Origin of the sequence: Candidatus Pelagibacter sp. HTCC7211, assembly GCF_000155895.1 — a bacterium.
Lineage (GTDB): Bacteria > Pseudomonadota > Alphaproteobacteria > Pelagibacterales > Pelagibacteraceae > Pelagibacter.
Genome location: NZ_DS995298.1, coordinates 1,134,206 through 1,153,484, shown reverse-complemented (window position 1 = coordinate 1,153,484; position 19,279 = coordinate 1,134,206). Strand labels below are relative to the sequence as shown.

Sequence of the window (19,279 nt, the reverse complement as noted above, 5' to 3'; positions counted from 1 at the left end):
AATGGAAAAAAATTTATTTAATTTTAATAAAAATAACTCTTCTAATGCAAGTGGTTCACAAGTGGGTCAGATAACATGTGAACCATGTGCAAATGAGTGTAAAAAAATTGAAATTAAAATAAATAATAGAAAATTATCTGATATAAAAAAGCGAAGAAATTGATCATCTCATAAACGTTTTTAACAAAGAAGATTAATTTTCAATAAAGTGAACATAATTTAATAGTTTTTACCCTTCTATTAATTATGTTCACTAAATAAAAAAGGGTAAGCATGTATTTAAGAAAAATAAATATTTGGTATTTAACTTCGTTCTTTATTTCTATTGCTGTAGCAATACCAATTATTACTGTATTTTCTAGCTTTTTTGATAGTACAAGCAATTACTCAAACATTATTAAGAATACATTTCTTTATGATTATATATTTAATTCTTTATCTCTTTTATTAGGAGTATTATTCTTAACCTTTGTAATTGGTGTATCGTGTGCTTACTTAGTTTCTTTTTATAAGTTTACTGGATCAAATTTTTTTAAATGGGCATTAATTTTATCTTTTGCAGTGCCAGCTTATATTTATGCTTATTCTTTAACAGCTTTCTTTGAAAATTATGGAACAGCGTTTACAATTTTAAAAAGTTTGTTTGGAGAAGGTAATTATAATTCACATATACCAAAGTTCGATGGTATGGCAGGAGCAATAATTGCAATTTCATTTTCTTTATTTGGATATGTTTATGTATTAACAAGAGCTTCTTTTCATTATCAGTCACAAAATTTAATAGAGCTCGGAAAAAATCTTGGTTTTAGTAAGAAAAAATCTTTTTTTAAAATAATTTTACCTTCAGCAAGACCTGCGATAGTCGCCGGTTTGTCTCTTGTTGCAATGGAAACCTTATCTGATTTTGGATCAGTATCATTTTTTGGAATATCTACGTTTACAACTGGAATTTATAATGCATGGATTTCATTTGATGACCTAGCGTTAGCAAATCAACTATCTTTTTATCTATTAATTTTTATACTTGGATTATTTGTATTAGAAAATATATCTAGAAAAAAAGCTCAATATCACTCTCCTACAAAAGGAGGATTTAAAAAAAAATCATTAACAACATTACATGGTTATAAAGCTATTTTTGCTTTTTCATTTTGTTTTTTAATTTTTTTTATAAGCTTTTTATTTCCTGTTATTCAAATGCTTTATTGGACAATTATTTTTCCAAAACATTTAATTGATTTAGATTTAATTAGTTTATTTTCAAACACAATAATCTTAGTTTTATTTTCAAGCTTTGTTTTGATTAGTTTTGCTTTTATTTCAAATTATGGAAATAGATTATCTAGAAGTAAGTTTTTAGAAATTTTAAATACTTTATCAATCTCTGGTTATGCTGTACCAGGAATAATCTTGGCTGTGGCATTTATTACTTTTATTTCTTGGTTTGATAATAACATTATTAGTTTTTTTGATATTAAAAACGTTAAATCAATTTTTATAGGTTCAATTTTAGGTTTGGTTATTGTTTATTTTATAAGATTTTATTCGTTGGCAAGTAATGGAATTAAGTCAGGCTATTTAAAGATAAATTATTCAATTGATGAGAGTGCATACTTATTAGGATATTCAAAATTTAAAACTTTTAAAAATATTCATATACCTTACTTAAAAAATTCTATTCTATTGATTGGAATTTTGATTTCTATTGAAGTTATAAAAGAGTTACCAATTACACTAATAATGAGACCTTTTAATTTTGAAACATTTGCAACCCAAGCCTATATTTATGCCTCTCAAGATTTACTTGAAGCAGCAGCTGCACCTTCATTATTCCTTATTCTTATTGCAAGTTTCTTTATTTTAATTACATCTAGATACATTCTTAAGGATTAATTAATTTATGCCAAAAAACTTTTTAGAAATCGAAAATGTTACTTTTGCTGCAAGTGAAAAAAATAAAGTAAATAATGTCTCTTTAACAATTGAAAATGAAGGGGACATTATTTGTCTATTAGGACCATCTGGTATAGGCAAAACCACAATTTTAAGAACTATAGCTGGACTTGAAAAAATTAAATCTGGTAAAATTTTTTTAAAAAATAAAATTATTTCATCTAAAAATGTACATATTGAACCTGAGAATCGAAATATATCTTTAGCTTTTCAGGATAATTCTCTATTTCCACATTATAACGTAATTCAAAATATACAGTTTGGTGCAGATAGAAATAAAAAAAAGAAAAAAAGTTTAACAATTGATGAAGTTATTGAATTTCTACATTTAGATCACATCAAAGAAAAATTCCCACATCAAATAAGCTCTGGAGAAGCTCAAAGAGCTGCCTTAGCAAGAGCGTTACTTTCTAGACCTGATTTATTATTGTTAGATGAACCATTATCTAATGTTGATCAAAGTTTTAAAGAAGAAATACAAGTTAAACTTAAACAAATTTTAACTGATTTAAAAATTACAACAATCATTGTAACTCACGACTCTTACGAAGCATTTTATCTTGGAAGCAAATGTGGGATAATTTTAGACAGTCAACTTAAACAGTATGATGACCCTTACAATGTTTATCATTTTCCAAATTCTATAGAGGTTGTAAATTTTTTAAATAGAGGGATTTTAATACCAGCAAAAGTTACAGGTGAAGATAGTTTAGAGAGTGAAGATTTAGGAACAATTAAAGGAAATTTCATTAAACATTATCCAAAAGGATCTGACGTCCAATTGTTACTTCAACCAGAGGATCTTGAACATGATGATAAAAGTAATCTAAAATTAGAAGTCGTTGATAGAAAATTTAGAGGTACTAATTTTATCTATACATTAAAAACTAGCAGTGAACTGCTAATACCTGTTTTTGTTCACTCGCATCACATCCATCAACATGAGGTTGATGAAAAATTTGGTATTAAGAGACCAATTAATATTGATCATATAGTTTGTTTTTAATAAAACAAAATTAAATGCTCTCAAAAAAACAATTATTTACTAGAGGAATGCTTGATGTTGCACCTCACATGTTATCAGTAATTCCATTTGGAATTATTTGTGGAGCAATTGGTGTTGAACTTGGATTTAGTCCATACCTAGTATATGGGATGTCAATTATTATTTTTGGTGGAGCATCTCAAATTGTATTTCTTCAATTATTGTCAGGTGGAGCATCTTCATTGATAGCAGTTACATCTGTGGGTATAATTAATTCTAGACATTTACTTTATGGAGCAGTTTTATCAGAGTACTTAAATAAATTATCCTTTATTAAAAAATTATTTATTTCCTATATAGTAGTAGATCAAGCGTTTGCAGAGTCTGCTAAATTCTTCAAAAATAACAAGTCAGAGAAGTATTTACATTATCATTTAATTGGAGCTGGCTGCACTCTTTGGACTTGTTGGCAAATTGCTACATTGGCAGGGATTATATTGGGCTCCTTTGTGCCAGAAGAACTTGGACTAAAATTTACTATTCCTTTAACTTTTATTGCAATCGTTGTTCAAGATTTAAAAAAATTAGATCATGTTATTGTTATGTTAGTTTGTGGGATTAGCTCATTATTATTTTTTAATGCACCATTAAAATCCTACATAATAATTTCACCAATTATTGCTTTGTTTGTAGCTTCATTAATATTGAGGTTAAAAAAATGACTTGGTTATCAATAATTATTGCAGGCTTATTAACTTATTTTACAAGAATGGCTATGATAGCTTTAGTAGGAAGAGAAATGTTAAGTGAAAGAGTGAAAGAAGTTTTGGCATATGTTCCTTCTGCAGTGTTTCCAGCAATAATTTTTCCTGCAATTTTTATAAATGATTATGGAACATTTGTAGAAATACATGATCCAAAAATCTTTGCTGCTATAATTGCAATTATCGTTGGATATTTTTCAAAAAGTATAATTTCAACCATTCTATCTGGATTATTTTCTTATTGGTTATTAATCTTTTTTATTTTTAATTAGCACCAAGTTGAATATTTCTACTAACATTACTTTCAATCAATTTAGGCTTAGCTAAGTTTAGCTTAGACATAATGTCTATATATTCATCAACACTTTTCACTTGCAATCTAGGATTAAATTTTTTTTCATTTCCAATTGTACTTGAAAACTTACCATTATAATCATGACCTGGATAAACCAATGTTTCTTCAGGTAATTTTAAAAGATTATTAAATAAAGAGTTATAAGCATCTTTAGAACTTCCATTTTGAAAGTCTGTCCTACCGGTGCCATTAATTAAAAGAGTATCTCCAGTGAAAAGATAATTATCCAATAAAAAACTATAACTATCTGAGGTATGTCCTGGTGTATATAATGATTTTATTTTAAAATTATCAATATCAATTATCTCACCATCTTTAACTTTTATATCAACCATATCAGCTGGAGTATGCTCACCCATAAGTGTTGTGCAATTAGTTGCTTTTTGTAATTTGGAAGCCCCAGTTACATGGTCAGCATGAATATGAGTATCAATTACTTTTACAAGTTTTAAATCAAGATTTTTTAAAAGCTCAATATACTCGTTAACATTTTCGATAACTGGATCAATTATTATAGCCTCGCGACCTTTTGCCGAAGCAATAATATAAGTATAAGTCGATGATTTAGTATCAAAAAGCTGTTTAAAGATCATTTTTGAGTTAATTCACTTACTTGTTTATAAAATTTAAATATTTATATTAAAATCATGTTAAAGCACATTATTAAATTATTACCAACAATCATTTTAATTTTTTTTAGCACTTTAACTGTTGCTAAAGCACATAATCATTTTCCAATTACAACTAAGTCAAAAATTATGATTGAAAGAGGTAAAATTGCATATCAAAATTATTGTGTTTCATGTCATATGGTTAATTTAGCTGGAGCAGAGAATTGGAAAGAAATGGATGAAGATGGTCATAGAAAAGCTCCTCCTTTAAATGGAACAGGACACACGTGGCATCATGATGATCAAACACTGCATGCAATAATTAAATATGGATTAGCAAAATTAGTAAAAAATTACCAAGGTAAAATGATTGGTTTTGAGGACAATTTATCTGATAAAGAAATTGATAGTGTATTGGCTTATATCAAATCTTTTTGGCCTAAAGAAGAATATGAATATCAGATAAATTTAAGCAAATAATTATGACAGCTAGTACTTTTAATTGGTCTTGTTCAGATACATGGAAAAGAAGTGCAAAAAATACAGCATGGTGTTTATTAGGTTGTGCTATTGGAGATTTTGGAACAATATTATTTTTTCAATTAACAAAAATTCCATTTCCAGTTATAGGGATTATGACATTAGCAATTATAAACGGATTAATTACAAGTATAATTCTAGAAACCATTATACTTATGAAACAAAACTTTGATTTTAAAAATGCTTTAAAAACAGCTCTGGGAATGAGTTTTATTTCAATGGTAAGTATGGAAGTTGCAATGAATTTAACAGACTATCTATTGACAGGTGGAGCCATATTAACTTGGTGGGTTGTGCCAATCATGTTGATTGTAGGCTTTCTAACACCTTGGCCATATAATTATTGGCGTTTAAAAAAATTTAATATTGCGTGTCATTGAACTTTAAAATCTTAAATAGATTCTATTTAAATACCAAAAAAGAGAAATAGCTCTTAGAATCATAAAGATACAAAGAGAAATCCAAATCCCAGTATTTAATAGAAATTTAATTAATAATATTGAAATTAACAAATAAACTAAAACTGAAAAGATCATTGCATTTCTTAATTCTTTTGTTTGAGAGGCTCCTATAAAAATACCGTCAAATTGATAACAAAAAGATGAAATTACAGGTAAAATTATTAACCAAATTACATAAGATGAACTTAACTTTCTGATTTCATCTATATCTGACATAAAATTAATCACAAAGTTGTTAGTAAAAAAGAAGATTATAGAAATTATTAATCCTGATATCGAACTTAGTATAAATGAATTTTTAACAATATTTTTAAAAAGAGTTAAATCTTTTTTTCCTAATGAGTAACCAACTATTCCTTCAGTAGAAAAAGCATAAGCATCCAATATAAAAGCAGATAGAAAAACAAGATTGATTAATATAGCATTTGCAGCAACATAATCCTCACCAATTTGTGTTCCAAGATAAGTGAACCATAAAAATGAAAAGGTTAATAAGATTGTTCTAATAAAAATATTTAGATTAATATTAAATATATCTTTAATTTTTTTTATATTTAATATTTGATTAAATTTAATTTCAATTTTGGCATATTTTGATAAATACCAAAATGTATAAATTAAAAAAATTATTGATGTAATCAATGCTGAGAAAAAGGTTCCATAAGCAACACCCTTAATATTCAAATCAAATTTTGTGACAAGAACTACACTTATTAAAATATTCAAAATAGAAAAAAAACCAACAGCAAAACTAGAAGTTTTAGTTTTTTGTAATCCAACAAATAATCCAGTTATAATGTATAGTGTTAATTCCCCTGGAGCTGAATAAACTCTAATTCTAAAATATTGACTATAAAGATCTTTAGTAGCTTCAGATAAATCAAAAATCTTTAGACTTAAATTTAATATAAAATTTTGAATTAAAATTAATATTATTGATATAGTTAAAACAAATAAAAGATTTCGAATTATAATATTTAAGATTTCTGAATGGTCATTTTTTCCATTAGCTTGAGACACCATTCCAACTGTGCCCATTCTTAAAAAACCAAAACTCCAAAAAATCATTGAAAATAAATTGGCTGCAACAGATGTTGCTGAAAGGTAAGATAAACTTCCTAGATTTCCCATTAACGTTGTGTCAATAATTCCAACCATTGGAATTGCTAAGTTGGCAAAAAATATAGGAATTGATAATTTTAAGATATATTGGATTGAGGATTTTTGCATTTTTTATCTTTAAAACTGTATTTAAATAATTTTTGTAATGATTTAAATACTATAAATGGTTTCACTTAAAAATTGGGATAATAAAACTTGGTTATCATCAAATAAATATATTCACTCTTTCAATAAATTTATATTAAAACAAATAAAACTTAATAAATATTCTAGAGTTTTAGATATTGGATGTGGTAGAGGAAAAATTATAGCTAATTTATCGAGTAAACTTAATCTACATTATAAACCTATTGGTCTAGATATTGAAAATCATAAAGACAAAAGTAAAAAGATTATTTTTAAAACTACAGATGCTTTATCCTTCATTTCAAAAACTAAATTAAAGTTTGATTTAATCTTAATAAAACAAACAATTCATTTATTAAAAAAAAAAGAAATCAAAAAACTTCTGTATATTTGTAAAAATAAACTTAATGTTAATGGTAAAATTATAATTTTAAGTTTAGACCCAAAAAAAAATGAAATTCCAACCTTTTTTTTAATGAAAAAAAAATTACATAAATCATTAAAAAGAGACAAAAGTTATTTTGATTTAATTAAAAAAAATTATCCAAAAATAATTATTAAGCAATTTATATTTAAAGTTAAAATTTCAAAAATAAAATATATTCAGATGATAAAAAAAAGATATATTTCTACTTTACTTAGTTTTAATGAAAAACAAATAGCAGATGGTTTAATCGAAATTAAGAATAAATATAAAAAAGAGCTAAAGTTTAGAGATAGATTGATTTGTTTGATAATAAGAAACTAGCTAAGTAATTTTTTTCAATAAATTGTCATTAAAAAAAAATTTATGAATAATAACAGCTAATACATGTAAAGCTATTAAAGTTATAATTAAATAATTTGAAAAGACATGTACATCGTAAAATATTTCGGCTAATTCAAAATTATCATTTAATTTAATTTTTTTAAAAAATATTATTAAAGTTTCTCCATTGAATAGTTTTTTTAAAATTCCTGAAATTGAGATGGATAAAATAGTCACATATAATAATACGTGATTCATTTTTGCTAAAAACTTTTGTCCTTTAAAAATACTTGCATCTACTTTTGGTGTGGGGTTAATAATATTTTTAATTAGTCTAATGATAACTAAATAAAATATGGTTAGACCTAATATTATATGTATATTTTCAAATGTAATTCTCTCCTCACCAAAATCTAAATCCACTAGATAAAAACCTAAGGGAATTTGGATAAAAAGTAAAATTGCGCTGAGCCAATGTAGCAACTTTGAAAAAACACCATACTCTGTTAGGGTATTATTTAGATGCATGATTTATTTAAACATATAAAAATAATTATTAAAATATTATTATTGTCATTATGTGGTATTTTTGTGACTACAGCGGGTAACTCTGAACAAAGTTCTGAGGAAATAATTAAGAATAGAAAAGCTTTATTTAGTAAAAATTATAATACAGCTAAAAAAGTTCAATCACTCTCATCAAGTGGTGATTTTGATGATGCAAAGATATTAATGTTAGAGATGAGTGAAAATTATAAAAATTTAAAAGAAATGTTTCCAGATAACTCTAAAGAGGGATTTAAGACCGGTTCTTTGCCAATTATTTGGGAAGAAAAAGATGCTTTTGATGCTTTAATGCTAAAAGCATCTGATGATATGATAAAACTTGCTTCGACAATTGAAGAAACAGATAATGTTAGAGGCACAATTGGAAAATTAATGTGGAGTAATTGTAAAGCTTGCCACAGTAGGTATCGAGCACCACATTAATTTTTAAAAAAATGATCCCTCAGAAAGTTAAAGAACATTTAGAAGAATATATTAATCAAGAAGTTTATGTGCAAGTAGCAATAATTAAAGGCAAAGAAAAAGTTTCTACAAAATTTGCAATAGATAAATATTTTAATTCAAATCATTTTAAAGATCTTTCTGAAGGAAAACCATATGATCATTTTATAGATGGACTTAAAGATAAGTGTCTTGGAAAATTGAAAAATTCTCCTATGAGAAATAAAAAATCTAATGACAAGATTATTCAAGAATTACAAAAAAAATTAAATGAATTAAATGATGATGAACTTGACAATACATATTGGGAAATTGAAACTGGTGAGTTTTTTTCAACAGAACAAATACAAGAATTAGAAAATAAACGAAATGATTTAATTAATGAATTAGATATTATTAAAAATAAGGATAATGTTTTTAAAATTATAACAAGATATTGTAAAAGTTATGAAGAGTTGTGCCAAAAAAAATATCCAGAAGCACCACTACCTTTGGAAATATTAAAATCTATCAATTAGTTGTTTTTTTGTTGTAAAGAGCAGTTTAGTAAAATTAGATTATTGTAATATATAAATTAAACTCTATATATGGAGCTCCAAAATGTCTGAAAATCAAATAATTATTAACAATCTATCAAAATTTTATAATAACGGCTTCAAAGCTTTAGAAAAAGTAAATCTTAATATTAAAAAAGGGGAAATCTTTGCAATGTTAGGACCCAATGGTGCTGGTAAAACAACTCTAATTAGTATTATTTGTGGAATAGTTAAACCATCATCAGGTAAAGTTACAGTTGATGGTTATGATATTATAGATGATTATAGAGAAACCAGATCGAGAATTGGATTAGTGCCTCAAGAATTAACATTAGAACAGTTTGAAACCGTGTTTAACAACATAAGTTATTCAAGGGGTTTATACGGAAAGAAACCTAACCCAAAACATATAGAAAAAATTCTTAAAGATTTGAGTCTTTGGGATAAAAAAGATCAAAGATTAAGACAATTATCAGGTGGAATGAAGAGACGAGTTTTAATAGCCAAAGCTTTATCTCACGAACCATCAATTTTATTTTTAGACGAACCTACAGCTGGTGTTGATGTGGAGCTTAGAAAAGATATGTGGAATGCCGTAGAAGAGTTAAGAAAATCAGGAGTTACTATTATCTTAACCACACACTATATTGAAGAAGCTGAAGCGATAGCTGATAGGGTAGGTGTTATAAACCAAGGAGAAATAATTGTAGTAGAAGAAACAAAAGAATTATTAAAAAAAATGGGTCAAAAAAAATTAACTGTATATCTTCAAGAGGAAGTATTAGAAATTCCGAATAGCTTGAAAAAATACAATCTTAAAATTAGAGAAGATAATATATCCCTGGATTATACTTACAATGTTCAAGCAAAACAAACTGGAATTACAAATTTACTTCAAGATTTAAAAGATGAAGGTTTAAAATTAAGAGATTTGAAAACAGAGCAAAATTCATTAGAAAAAATATTTGTTAGTTTGGTTAAGGAGAATAATGAAATTTAATATTCTTGCGTTTAAAGCAATTTATTTTCATGAGATGGATAGATTTCGAAGAACTTTATTACAGTCTTTGTTGTCACCAGTTTTATCTACATCTTTATATTTTATAGTCTTTGGTTCTGTGATTGGTGGTTATGTTGAAAATATTGATGGTATAAGTTATGGATCTTATATTGTTCCAGGATTATTGATGTTAACGCTATTAACTCAATCAATTAGTAATACTTCATTTGGAATTTTCTTCCCAAAATTTAATGGAACTATTTATGAAATATTGGCAGCACCAATCTCTACTCTTGAAATTGTTCTTGCATTTGTTGGTGCTGGTGCAACTAAAACTTTAATAGTTGGAGTTGTAATTTTTATAACAGCAACCTTTTTTGTTGAAGTTGAAGTTAAATACCCATTATTAATGATTTTCCTATTATTATTAGTTGCTTTTACATTTGCTTTATTTGGTTTTCTAATTGGTTTGATGAGTTCTAACTTTGAACAAATGTCAATCATACCAACATTGGTTATCACCCCAATGGTATTTTTAGGTGGAAGCCTTTATTCTTTAGATATGTTGCCACCATTTTGGCAAACAATCACATACTTTAATCCAGTAGTTTATTTGATTAATGGGCTTAGATTTGCATTTTATGGCGTATCTGACTTTAATATATGGATCAGCATTAGCTCTATGGTTTTGTTCTTAATTATTTGTATAACTGTTGTCTCAGTCCTTCTTAAAAAAGGTTATAATATTAAATCTTAACTGCTACTAGCAATTTTCTTTTTTGGATCGTAAAAAGGTTTTTCAACAACAGTACAATTAAATTTACCTTCATTAGAAATTACTTCAAATTTATTACCTATTTCTGTTTGTTGAATTTCAACCATTGCTAAAGCAATATTCTTTTTAAGTCTTGGAGAGTAAACAGCTGAAGTAACTTTACCAATTATTTTATTATCTTTTTGTAACTCCCAAAATGTAGTGTTAGGTCCTTTTAAAGGTTCACAATCAATTTCAATACCAATTTGTTTTCTTTTAATGCCATCTTGTTTAATTTTTTTTAATGCATCTTTACCTACAAAATTTATATCTGCATCTAAATTTACAAGTCGGTCTAATCCCAGTTCGAATGGGTTGGTATTTATGTCAGCATCTGCATGGTAAGATAACATTCCACCTTCAATTCTTCTTATTGATGATGTATGACCTGGCTGAAGACCATGTGTTTTTCCAGCCTCCATAATTTTTTCATATAATTCATTACCTTTTGATCCGTCTCTTAGATATATTTCATAACCCAGTTCACTTGACCAACCAGTTCTTGAAACTATTAATGGAATACCATCTAGATCGTATTCTCTTAACCAATAATATTTTAATTCCCTAATACCTTCTCCAAATAATTTAACCATGATTTCTCCTGAGTTAGGACCCTGTAATTGTAAGGGAGAGACATCTGGTTCTTTGATTTGAACATTTAAACCTGAGTTAACAGCAACGCCTTGTGCCCATAACAAAACATCACTATCAGCAAGGGATAACCAAAAATGATTTTCAGCTAGTCTTAATAAAACTGGATCATTTAATATACCACCATCATTATTAGTGATTAATACGTATTTACATTGACCAATTGCAAGTTTTGATAAATCTCTGGGTGTAAGCAATTGTATAAATTTATAAGCATCAGGACCTGTTATTTCCACTTGTCTTTCAACAGCAACATCGCAAAGAATAGCTGTTTGAATTAGGTTCCAAAAATTCTGTTCAGGATTTCCAAAATCTCTTGGGATATACATGTGGTTATAAACTGAAAAACCTGTCGCGCCCCATTTTACAGTAGAGTCAAAATATGGTGATTTTCTTATTTGTGTACCAAAACCAAAGTTTTTATTACTCATTTTTTGTTCCTTAACAGTCTCTTGTAATCATTACAAACAAAAAAATAGCCCAATTAAGGGCTATTTAAAATAATTTGAGGGAAACTATTTTTATTTAAAATTGTTCAGATTCAGTTGAACCTTCCATTGCAGTAGTAGAACTTGTGCCACTGCTAATAGTATTTGATACAGAGTCAAAATATGAAGTTCCAACCTCTCTTTGGTGCTTAACGCTAGTATAGCCATCTTTTTCTCTTAAGAATTCCTGTTCTTGAATTCTAGAGTAAGCAGTCATACCTTCTTTTTTATATTTTTCTGCAAGTTCAAAAATTGCAATATTTTGTGTATGAAAACCAGCTAAAGTTATAAATTGGAATTTATATCCCATTTTGGAAATCTCTTGTTGGAAAGAAGCAATTTCATCATCATTTAAATGCTTTTTCCAATTAAATGATGGAGAACAATTGTATGCTAATAACTTTCCAGGAAATTTTTCATGAACTGCATCAGCAAATTTTTTAGCTTCTTCTAAATTTGGTGTCGCCGTTTCACACCAAATCAAATCTGAATATGGAGCATAAGCAAGGCCTCTAGATATTGCTTGATCAATTCCTTGTTTTACATAAAAGAAACCTTCTGGTGATCTTTCACCTGTTAAAAATGGTTTATCATTTTCATCATGATCATTAGTAATTAGTTTTGCAGCATTTGCATCTGTTCTAGCTAAAATAATAAGTGGAACATTAGCAATGTCTGCAGCTAATCTTGCAGCCTTTAGATTTTTAATCATAGTTCCAGTTGGAACTAAAACTTTACCACCCATATGACCACATTTTTTTTCACTAGCTAGTTGATCTTCAAAATGAACACCAGCAGCACCTGCTTTGATGAATTTTTTTGCAAGTTCAAATACATTTAAAGGTCCACCAAAACCTGCTTCACCGTCAGCAATAATTGGTAACATGTAATCAACTTTATTTTCTTCTTTCATATCACCATCTTTAAGTTCCATGTGTTGAATTTGATCTGCTCTAACTAATGCATTATTCATGGATTCAACTAATTTTGGTGCACTATCATAAGGATACAAAGATTGATCAGGATACATTTCTCCAGCACTATTTGCATCTGCTGCTACTTGCCATCCACTTAAATAAATTGCTTTTAACCCAGCTTTAGCATGTTGCACAGCGTGATTACCAGATAAAGATCCAAGTGTATTAATATAAGATTCTGTATTTAATAATTTCCAAAGCTTTTGTGATTGCATTTTACACATTGAATATTCAATTTTGATTGAACCTCTTAATCTTTCAACTTCTTCTTCAGTATAATCACGTTTAATTCCAGCAAATCTTTTTAAGTCGTATGAGATATTTTCTGCGCTCATTATTGTTAGTCCTATTATGTTTATGGTTTGAAAAGTTGAATTAGTAAGAAGTGAATATTATTAAATTTTTTAGAGACGAATTTTAACTATTGTCGTCTAAAGATTTAATAAGATCACTCATCCCACTTGAACCCCAATCACAATGATCATCCCTCATGTAGATACCTCTACTATTATGTCGATCTAGATCCTCTTTTCTTATGATTTGAGCTTCGTTTTCAGTGTTATTTAATTTTTTGTTCATGTAAATCTTATAATTTACAGAGTTTACAAAAGATATAAAAAAGATAAAAAAGCTTGTAAATATTATAAAAAAATTGTAAAAATAAATTTACAAAATTTACAAATAGAAAATATGAGTCAATTAGATTTAAAAATAGGGCCAAAAATCAAAGCTTTTAGAAGGCAATTAGGTTTACAAGCTAATAAATTAGCTGAAGATTTGAGCATTTCTCCAAGTTATTTAAACTTAATAGAGAGTGGTAAGCGTAAAATTGATGGCGATCTTTTATTAAAAGTATGTGAAAAACTTAATATTGAACTCTCTCATCTTACTTCTAAAACAGATATTAATTTACAAAATACTATTTCTGAAATCTTAGATGATAAATTATTTGAAGACCTAGATATTTTAGGACCAGAAGTAAAAGATTTAGTAAGCACCAATCCAAAGATTGGAAAAGCTATTGTTAGATTAGGTGATATTTTAAAAGAAAAGGATCACGAACTATTTGATAAAGTAGAAAAAATTTCTGGAAAGATAGTTGATAATAGAAAAAATTCATTTCCTGGAGAAGTAATTTCAGATTTTTTACAACAAAATAAAAATTATTTTCCAAAATTAGAAGACTTTGCAAATAAAGTTTTTGATAAAATTCAAAAAAATAATCGAACAAGATATATTGCTCTTTGTGAATATTTAAATTCAGAATATTCAATTAAAGTAAATGATGTAATTCCTGAGGAAAATAAACCTTTTTCTAAAATATTTAAAAAAAATAAAAAAGAACTTTTATTAAGTGATTATAGTTCATTGGAGACAAAAAAATTACATGCTGCAGCCCAAATAGCACAAGAGGGAGCCAGTGATGAAATTGAAGAATATTTATCAACATTTAGCTTTCCATCTGAAGAGTCAAAAAAATTAACAAAAGTTGCATTACTAAATTATTGTGGTGCAGCAATTTTAATGCCTTATAAATTTTTTCATTCAGAGTGTAAAAAACTAAAATATGATTTAGAGCTGCTACAAAATACTTTTGCTACCTCATTTGAACAAGTTGCACATAGAGTAACGTGCCTGCAAGATCCAAAACTTCCAGGAATCCCTTTTCATTTTTTAAGAGTAGATATGGCAGGAAATATATCAAAAAGATTTTCTTTATCAGGTATTGATATACCTAGATATGGAGGAGCATGCCCTAGGTGGAATGTTTACTCTGCTCTAACTAGACCAGGAGTTATCCAAGCTGCAGTAAGTAAAATGACCAATGGTGAAAAATATGTTTGCATTGCAAGAACAGTTGAAAAAGGTATAGGAAGATTTGGACAAGCAAAAAGCATATTGTCTATTGGTCTTGGTTGTGAGGCTAAATATGCTAAGGATTTTGTTTATACCGAAAATGTAAATATTAATGATAAATCAACAGAAATCCCAATTGGTGTATCTTGTAGAACTTGTGATAGATTAGATTGTTCACAAAGAGCATTCCCACCATTACATAAAAAATTTGATGTAGATTTAAACACAAGGGGAGTTTCTGTTTATGTTAGTGACAATAATTCTTAGATAATGATTAAATATTTACTACCAGCTATTGTTATTTTACTAATAGTTTTATTCTGGGAGAAAATTACTGATTTTGTTCAAAAAAAGTTCAATATAAAGCTTAATTATATTGTCGTTATTATTATTATTGCTGTAATAACATCTATAGTATTACTCCTAAATTTTTAGGTTTACGCTTCAAAATTCTAATTATTGATTTCTAATTAAAGGATATATTTTAGGATTTAGATATTTTAAATTTGTTAACAAAATTAAGATTAAAGTTACCAGACCAATAGAAGATCCAAGGTAAATTAATACTTTAAAATCAAATTTCCAGACAAGTTCAAAGATATTTTCCATTATAAATTTTGAACCAATTACTGCAAAAAAAATTGAAATTAAAATTACAGATTTAAAAATAATTATAAATTCAATTAGTGATGATAAAATCACTTCTTTTTTTGAAAACCCTAAAATTTTAAATACTAAATTTTGGTATTCTTTTACTTTTCCTTGAACCATAATAGCGCTAGAAATAACAATTAAACCAATAATAATAGTGACTGCCGAAATAAGGGTTACAGCGATAAAAACTTTATTTAAAACATCAGTTACTTTATTTAAATAGTCAGCAATCTTAATCATGGATAAACTCGGCAATACATCCAACATTGAAGTTTCATCAAATTTTTCAATTGTTTCAAATTTAGCAGTTGCTAAATATTCATGAGGAATATTGTTTGCAAATTGAGGATTAAATAGCATTGCAAAATTAATATTAAGATCACGGTAATCTACAGCTCTAAAATTAACTATCTTACCATCAATTTCTCTACCATAAATATTAAGAGTGAATACATCACCTAATTTAATATTTAAATTTTTTGCAACTTCGGCATCTAAAGAAATTTGAAGCTGATTGGGTTTGGTAAGATCCCACCATTTACCTTCAGTTAACGGATTATCTTCTGGAACTTCATCGGTCCATGAAGATCTTCTGTCACTTTCAATAACCCAGAAACTATCATTATCAGGTTGGATATAAGTATTTGGATTAACACCATTAATTTTAATAATTCCAGATGACACCATCGGTACCACTTCAATTTTGGCATTGAAATCCATATTCAATATATTTTTTTCAAATATTTCTTTTTCTCCTTTTTGAATCCCAACAAAAAAATAGTCAGGAGCAATATCAGGTATAGATTTTGCAATTTCTCTTTGAAAATTTGTTCCAACTAATGCGAGAGTTAAAAGCAAAGTAACTCCCAACCCTAAAGACATAATTGTAATTGGAGTAATACTTTTGGTTTGAGTGATATTTTTAATAGATACTTTTAGAGATATATTAGAAGAAGATTTAAATTTTTTTAAAAAATAAATGATTATTTTTGATAGTAAAAAAAATACAATTAAACAAACAAAAAAAGCCACAAAATACCCAAAACTGTAGATAGGTCTCTCAGAACCAAAGCTAAATAAAAGAACTAAAATGGATAACAATATAAGACTTAAAGCTATTGATTTTTTTGAATAATAAAATTCTAAATTTTGAAAAACATTTCTAAATAAATTTGAGGCTTTGACTTGATCGATTGAACTTATGGTCGGAATTGAAAAAATAATTAGAACCAATAATCCAACTAAAAAAATTTTTATATAGTTAACAAATGAAAATACTGGAGAAACATTAAGTCCCAATCCATCTGATAAATATTGATCTACAATAGGAACTATTAAAAAACTTGAGCCATAAGCTAAAGTGGTGATCATTAAAAGCAAAATTAACAATTGAAGATAATATAGTGTTTTAATGTTTCCTGAGTAAAACCCAACAGCTTTTCTAACTGCAATTGACATATTGTTTTGATTGATAAAAGAAAGAAGAGTATTTGCTATCCCAATTCCTGCAATTAACATTGCACTGATAGAGACTAACGATAAAAACTGTGAAAAATTATTGATAATTCTCTTTAATCCACTTGCAGAATTTTCAGGATACCTAAGCTGAACTTTTTGATCATCTTTAAATATATTTTCAATTCTTTTCTCTAGTTCTCTGGCATTCTCTACTTCATTAAATTTTACTTTGTATTCATAATTTAGAAAACTTCCGATACCATTAAGTTTTAATATTTCTAATGTTTGATCACCTGCAAGTGCCCAGTCACCAAACGCAACAAATCCACTGACATCTGGCACAGATTTTACAATTCCTATAATTGTAAATAATTGATTTTGAACTTTAATTTTGTCATTAATTTTTAGATCTAAATTTTTGGATAAACTTTCATTTATTAACAAAGTATTTGGCTCATTATGCATTCTATCAAACGCACCCGCAGGTTCATAATCCACCTCACCGTATAAAGGATATTTCGTATCGACAGTTTTTATTCTGGTAAAAAGAGATTTGTTTTTTTCTCTATCAATGGTTGAGACCATTGTACTGAACTCAATCATTTGAGAAATAGTTGTAAATTTTTTTACTTGATTGACAAGATCGAGATCTCCTTCATTTCGATTATAATCTATTTCAAGATCACCACCTAACAAAGCTTTAGCGTTATCGTTAAGTTCCTTTTTTAAACTATCTTCAATTGTGAAGATGGCACTTAAAATGAAAAGGCTAATAAAAAGTGTTATTATAATACTTGATAATTTTTTATAATTTCTGCTTAAATCTTTAAAAGCATACTTAATAATTAAATTTAATTCAGATGGATTATCTAATTTTTCCATCTTTAATTTTAATTTTTCGTTTTGCTTTATTTGCTAATTTTGGATCATGTGTTACCATAATTAGTGATGAACCTTCTTCTTTCACATATTTAAATAATACATCAGAAATCATTATAGAATTTTCAGTATCTAAATTTCCGGTAGGCTCATCTGCTAAGATTAATTCTGGTTTCATTGCAATAGCTCGAGCTATAGCAACTCTTTGTTGTTCTCCTCCTGAAAGTTGGCTCGGTAAATTATTAAATCGATGGCTAAGACCAAATCTATCTAATAATATTTTTGACTCTTTTTCAGGGTTTTTGAATTTATTTAGTTCAAGTGTTAATGCAACGTTTTCAACTGCTGTATAATTTGGGATTAAATAAAATGACTGGAATATAATTCCAATATTTTTTCTTCTTATTTCAGAGACTTCATCTTCACTTAATTTTGTAAGTTCATGATTTTGAAAAAAAATTTTTCCAGAAGTAGCTTTTTCTAAACCTCCAATTAACATTATAAGACTAGTTTTTCCCGATCCACTTTCTCCAACAATAGAAATTGTCTCTTTTTTCTTAGTAGTTAAGTTAACATCTTTTAAAACTCTGATATTATCTTTACCAGTTTTGTATTTAAGATTTACCTTATTTAATTTAAGAAGAACGCTCATGAATAAAAGTTTTATTATTAAAATAATTGTATTCTGTCTAGTCACCATAAAGGTGAGCGCTATAGAAAAAGTAATATTGTTTGGAGATAGCTTGATGGCAGGTTATGGATTGCCGAATGAGCAACATTTATCAGTGGTTTTACAAAGAAGCTTGGAGTTTGATGGACACAATATAAAAATAATTAATGGTAGTGTTTCGGGCAGTACTTCCGCAGGCGGATTGAATATAGCTGAGTGGACTTTATCAGAAAATAATATCGATCTTATGATCTTATGTCTTGGAGCTAATGATATGCTTAGAGGCATTAATCCTAAGGAGACAAAAAATAATTTAGAAGAAATAATTCAAATTGCAAAAAACAAAAATATAAAAGTGATTATTGCAGGAATGATCGCACCAACATCTTATGGTTTTGCCTACAAGAAATCCTTTGATAAAATTTTTTCTGATTTGTCAAAAAAACATAAATTACAATTAATTCCATTTCTACTTGAGGGTGTGGCACAAAATCCTAAGTTTAATTTAAGTGATGGCATGCATCCAAATGACCAAGGTACAATTATCATTGGTAATACTTTAAAAAAAGCTATCTTAGAAAATCTATAAAGACTAAATATTATTTTTTTGTTATCATTTTTG

General features: G+C 27.3%; 22 protein-coding genes. 14 read left to right on the top strand and 8 right to left on the bottom strand.

The window, feature by feature from the left end:
• The first annotated feature begins 1 nt into the window (after window position 1).
• The 5 genes from PB7211_RS07990 to PB7211_RS06220 all read left to right on the top strand — a co-directional run bounded on the left by PB7211_RS07990 (window position 2) and on the right by PB7211_RS06220 (window position 3,974).
• Entirely contained in the window at window positions 2-163 is a 162-nt protein-coding gene (locus tag PB7211_RS07990) for a hypothetical protein (RefSeq protein WP_008545936.1), read from the top strand.
• A 110-nt stretch (window positions 164-273) separates the two neighbouring features.
• Complete coding sequence (locus tag PB7211_RS06235) at window positions 274-1,893, top strand: ABC transporter permease (RefSeq protein WP_008544134.1); 1,620 nt, start codon at window positions 274-276, stop codon at window positions 1,891-1,893.
• Between the two features lie 7 nt (window positions 1,894-1,900).
• The gene (locus PB7211_RS06230) at window positions 1,901-2,959 is read left to right on the top strand and encodes an ABC transporter ATP-binding protein (protein ID WP_008544957.1); all 1,059 of its coding nucleotides are present in this window, start codon (window positions 1,901-1,903) and stop codon (window positions 2,957-2,959) included.
• 14 nt (window positions 2,960-2,973) lie between these two features.
• Window positions 2,974-3,660 (top strand): AzlC family ABC transporter permease, encoded by a 687-nt coding sequence (locus PB7211_RS06225; RefSeq protein WP_008544468.1) that lies wholly within the window; start codon window positions 2,974-2,976, stop codon window positions 3,658-3,660.
• The gene (locus tag PB7211_RS06220) at window positions 3,657-3,974 is read left to right on the top strand and encodes an AzlD domain-containing protein (protein WP_008545790.1); all 318 of its coding nucleotides are present in this window, start codon (window positions 3,657-3,659) and stop codon (window positions 3,972-3,974) included. The genes PB7211_RS06225 and PB7211_RS06220 overlap by 4 nt, the downstream gene beginning before the upstream one ends.
• On the opposite strand, the gene PB7211_RS06215 is transcribed toward PB7211_RS06220, so the two are convergent.
• Window positions 3,967-4,650 (bottom strand): MBL fold metallo-hydrolase, encoded by a 684-nt coding sequence (locus tag PB7211_RS06215; RefSeq protein ID WP_008544545.1) that lies wholly within the window; start codon window positions 4,648-4,650, stop codon window positions 3,967-3,969. The two genes, PB7211_RS06220 and PB7211_RS06215, sit on opposite strands and share 8 nt — an antisense overlap.
• Before the next feature lie 54 nt (window positions 4,651-4,704).
• On the opposite strand from PB7211_RS06215, the gene PB7211_RS06210 reads away from it, so the two are divergent.
• Window positions 4,705-5,148 (top strand): c-type cytochrome, encoded by a 444-nt coding sequence (locus PB7211_RS06210; RefSeq protein WP_008546064.1) that lies wholly within the window; start codon window positions 4,705-4,707, stop codon window positions 5,146-5,148.
• Window positions 5,149-5,150: 2 nt separating this feature from the next.
• Window positions 5,151-5,588, top strand: coding sequence for a DUF4396 domain-containing protein (locus PB7211_RS06205; RefSeq protein ID WP_008545127.1), 438 nt, complete (start codon window positions 5,151-5,153; stop codon window positions 5,586-5,588).
• 3 nt (window positions 5,589-5,591) lie between these two features.
• Here the strand turns inward: PB7211_RS06205 and PB7211_RS06200 are convergent, their stop codons facing one another.
• Window positions 5,592-6,899 (bottom strand): MATE family efflux transporter, encoded by a 1,308-nt coding sequence (locus PB7211_RS06200; protein WP_008544760.1) that lies wholly within the window; start codon window positions 6,897-6,899, stop codon window positions 5,592-5,594.
• 55 nt (window positions 6,900-6,954) lie between these two features.
• On the opposite strand from PB7211_RS06200, the gene PB7211_RS06195 reads away from it, so the two are divergent.
• Complete coding sequence (locus PB7211_RS06195; RefSeq protein ID WP_008544369.1) at window positions 6,955-7,665, top strand: class I SAM-dependent methyltransferase; 711 nt, start codon at window positions 6,955-6,957, stop codon at window positions 7,663-7,665.
• Here PB7211_RS06195 and PB7211_RS06190 read toward each other — a convergent pair whose 3' ends face one another.
• The gene (locus PB7211_RS06190; protein ID WP_029455381.1) at window positions 7,666-8,193 is read right to left on the bottom strand and encodes a cytochrome b; all 528 of its coding nucleotides are present in this window, start codon (window positions 8,191-8,193) and stop codon (window positions 7,666-7,668) included.
• On the opposite strand from PB7211_RS06190, the gene PB7211_RS06185 reads away from it, so the two are divergent.
• The 4 genes from PB7211_RS06185 (at window position 8,188) to PB7211_RS06170 (ending at window position 10,966) form a co-directional block, all read left to right on the top strand.
• Window positions 8,188-8,655: a cytochrome c gene (locus PB7211_RS06185; RefSeq protein ID WP_008545405.1), complete on the top strand. Its 468-nt coding sequence runs from the start codon at window positions 8,188-8,190 to the stop codon at window positions 8,653-8,655. The two genes, PB7211_RS06190 and PB7211_RS06185, sit on opposite strands and share 6 nt — an antisense overlap.
• 11 nt (window positions 8,656-8,666) lie before the next feature.
• Window positions 8,667-9,191 (top strand): hypothetical protein, encoded by a 525-nt coding sequence (locus tag PB7211_RS06180; RefSeq protein ID WP_008545666.1) that lies wholly within the window; start codon window positions 8,667-8,669, stop codon window positions 9,189-9,191.
• An 82-nt stretch (window positions 9,192-9,273) separates the two neighbouring features.
• On the top strand, window positions 9,274-10,209 hold the full coding sequence (locus tag PB7211_RS06175; protein WP_008545735.1) for an ABC transporter ATP-binding protein: 936 nt from the start codon (window positions 9,274-9,276) through the stop codon (window positions 10,207-10,209).
• Window positions 10,199-10,966: an ABC transporter permease gene (locus PB7211_RS06170; protein ID WP_008545471.1), complete on the top strand. Its 768-nt coding sequence runs from the start codon at window positions 10,199-10,201 to the stop codon at window positions 10,964-10,966. The genes PB7211_RS06175 and PB7211_RS06170 overlap by 11 nt, the downstream gene beginning before the upstream one ends.
• On the opposite strand, the gene PB7211_RS06165 is transcribed toward PB7211_RS06170, so the two are convergent.
• The 3 genes from PB7211_RS06165 to PB7211_RS08025 all read right to left on the bottom strand — a co-directional run bounded on the left by PB7211_RS06165 (window position 10,963) and on the right by PB7211_RS08025 (window position 13,718).
• A complete protein-coding gene (locus PB7211_RS06165) occupies window positions 10,963-12,105 on the bottom strand; it encodes a glycine cleavage T C-terminal barrel domain-containing protein (RefSeq protein ID WP_008545456.1) in 1,143 nt (380 codons plus the stop codon). The genes PB7211_RS06170 and PB7211_RS06165 overlap by 4 nt on opposite strands.
• A gap of 94 nt (window positions 12,106-12,199) precedes the next feature.
• Window positions 12,200-13,474: an isocitrate lyase gene (aceA, locus tag PB7211_RS06160; RefSeq protein WP_008545888.1), complete on the bottom strand. Its 1,275-nt coding sequence runs from the start codon at window positions 13,472-13,474 to the stop codon at window positions 12,200-12,202.
• A gap of 82 nt (window positions 13,475-13,556) precedes the next feature.
• Window positions 13,557-13,718, bottom strand: coding sequence for a hypothetical protein (locus PB7211_RS08025; RefSeq protein WP_008545618.1), 162 nt, complete (start codon window positions 13,716-13,718; stop codon window positions 13,557-13,559).
• 111 nt (window positions 13,719-13,829) lie between these two features.
• Between PB7211_RS08025 and PB7211_RS06155 the strand changes: the two genes are divergently transcribed.
• Entirely contained in the window at window positions 13,830-15,263 is a 1,434-nt protein-coding gene (locus PB7211_RS06155; protein WP_008544478.1) for a helix-turn-helix domain-containing protein, read from the top strand.
• Window positions 15,264-15,452: 189 nt separating this feature from the next.
• Here PB7211_RS06155 and PB7211_RS06150 read toward each other — a convergent pair whose 3' ends face one another.
• A complete protein-coding gene (locus tag PB7211_RS06150) occupies window positions 15,453-17,990 on the bottom strand; it encodes an ABC transporter permease (RefSeq protein ID WP_008546014.1) in 2,538 nt (845 codons plus the stop codon).
• Window positions 17,974-18,639 (bottom strand): ABC transporter ATP-binding protein, encoded by a 666-nt coding sequence (locus PB7211_RS06145; RefSeq protein WP_008545585.1) that lies wholly within the window; start codon window positions 18,637-18,639, stop codon window positions 17,974-17,976. The genes PB7211_RS06150 and PB7211_RS06145 overlap by 17 nt, the downstream gene beginning before the upstream one ends.
• Between PB7211_RS06145 and PB7211_RS06140 the strand changes: the two genes are divergently transcribed.
• Window positions 18,638-19,246, top strand: coding sequence for an arylesterase (locus PB7211_RS06140; RefSeq protein ID WP_034399147.1), 609 nt, complete (start codon window positions 18,638-18,640; stop codon window positions 19,244-19,246). The two genes, PB7211_RS06145 and PB7211_RS06140, sit on opposite strands and share 2 nt — an antisense overlap.
• Window positions 19,247-19,279: the final 33 nt, after the last annotated feature.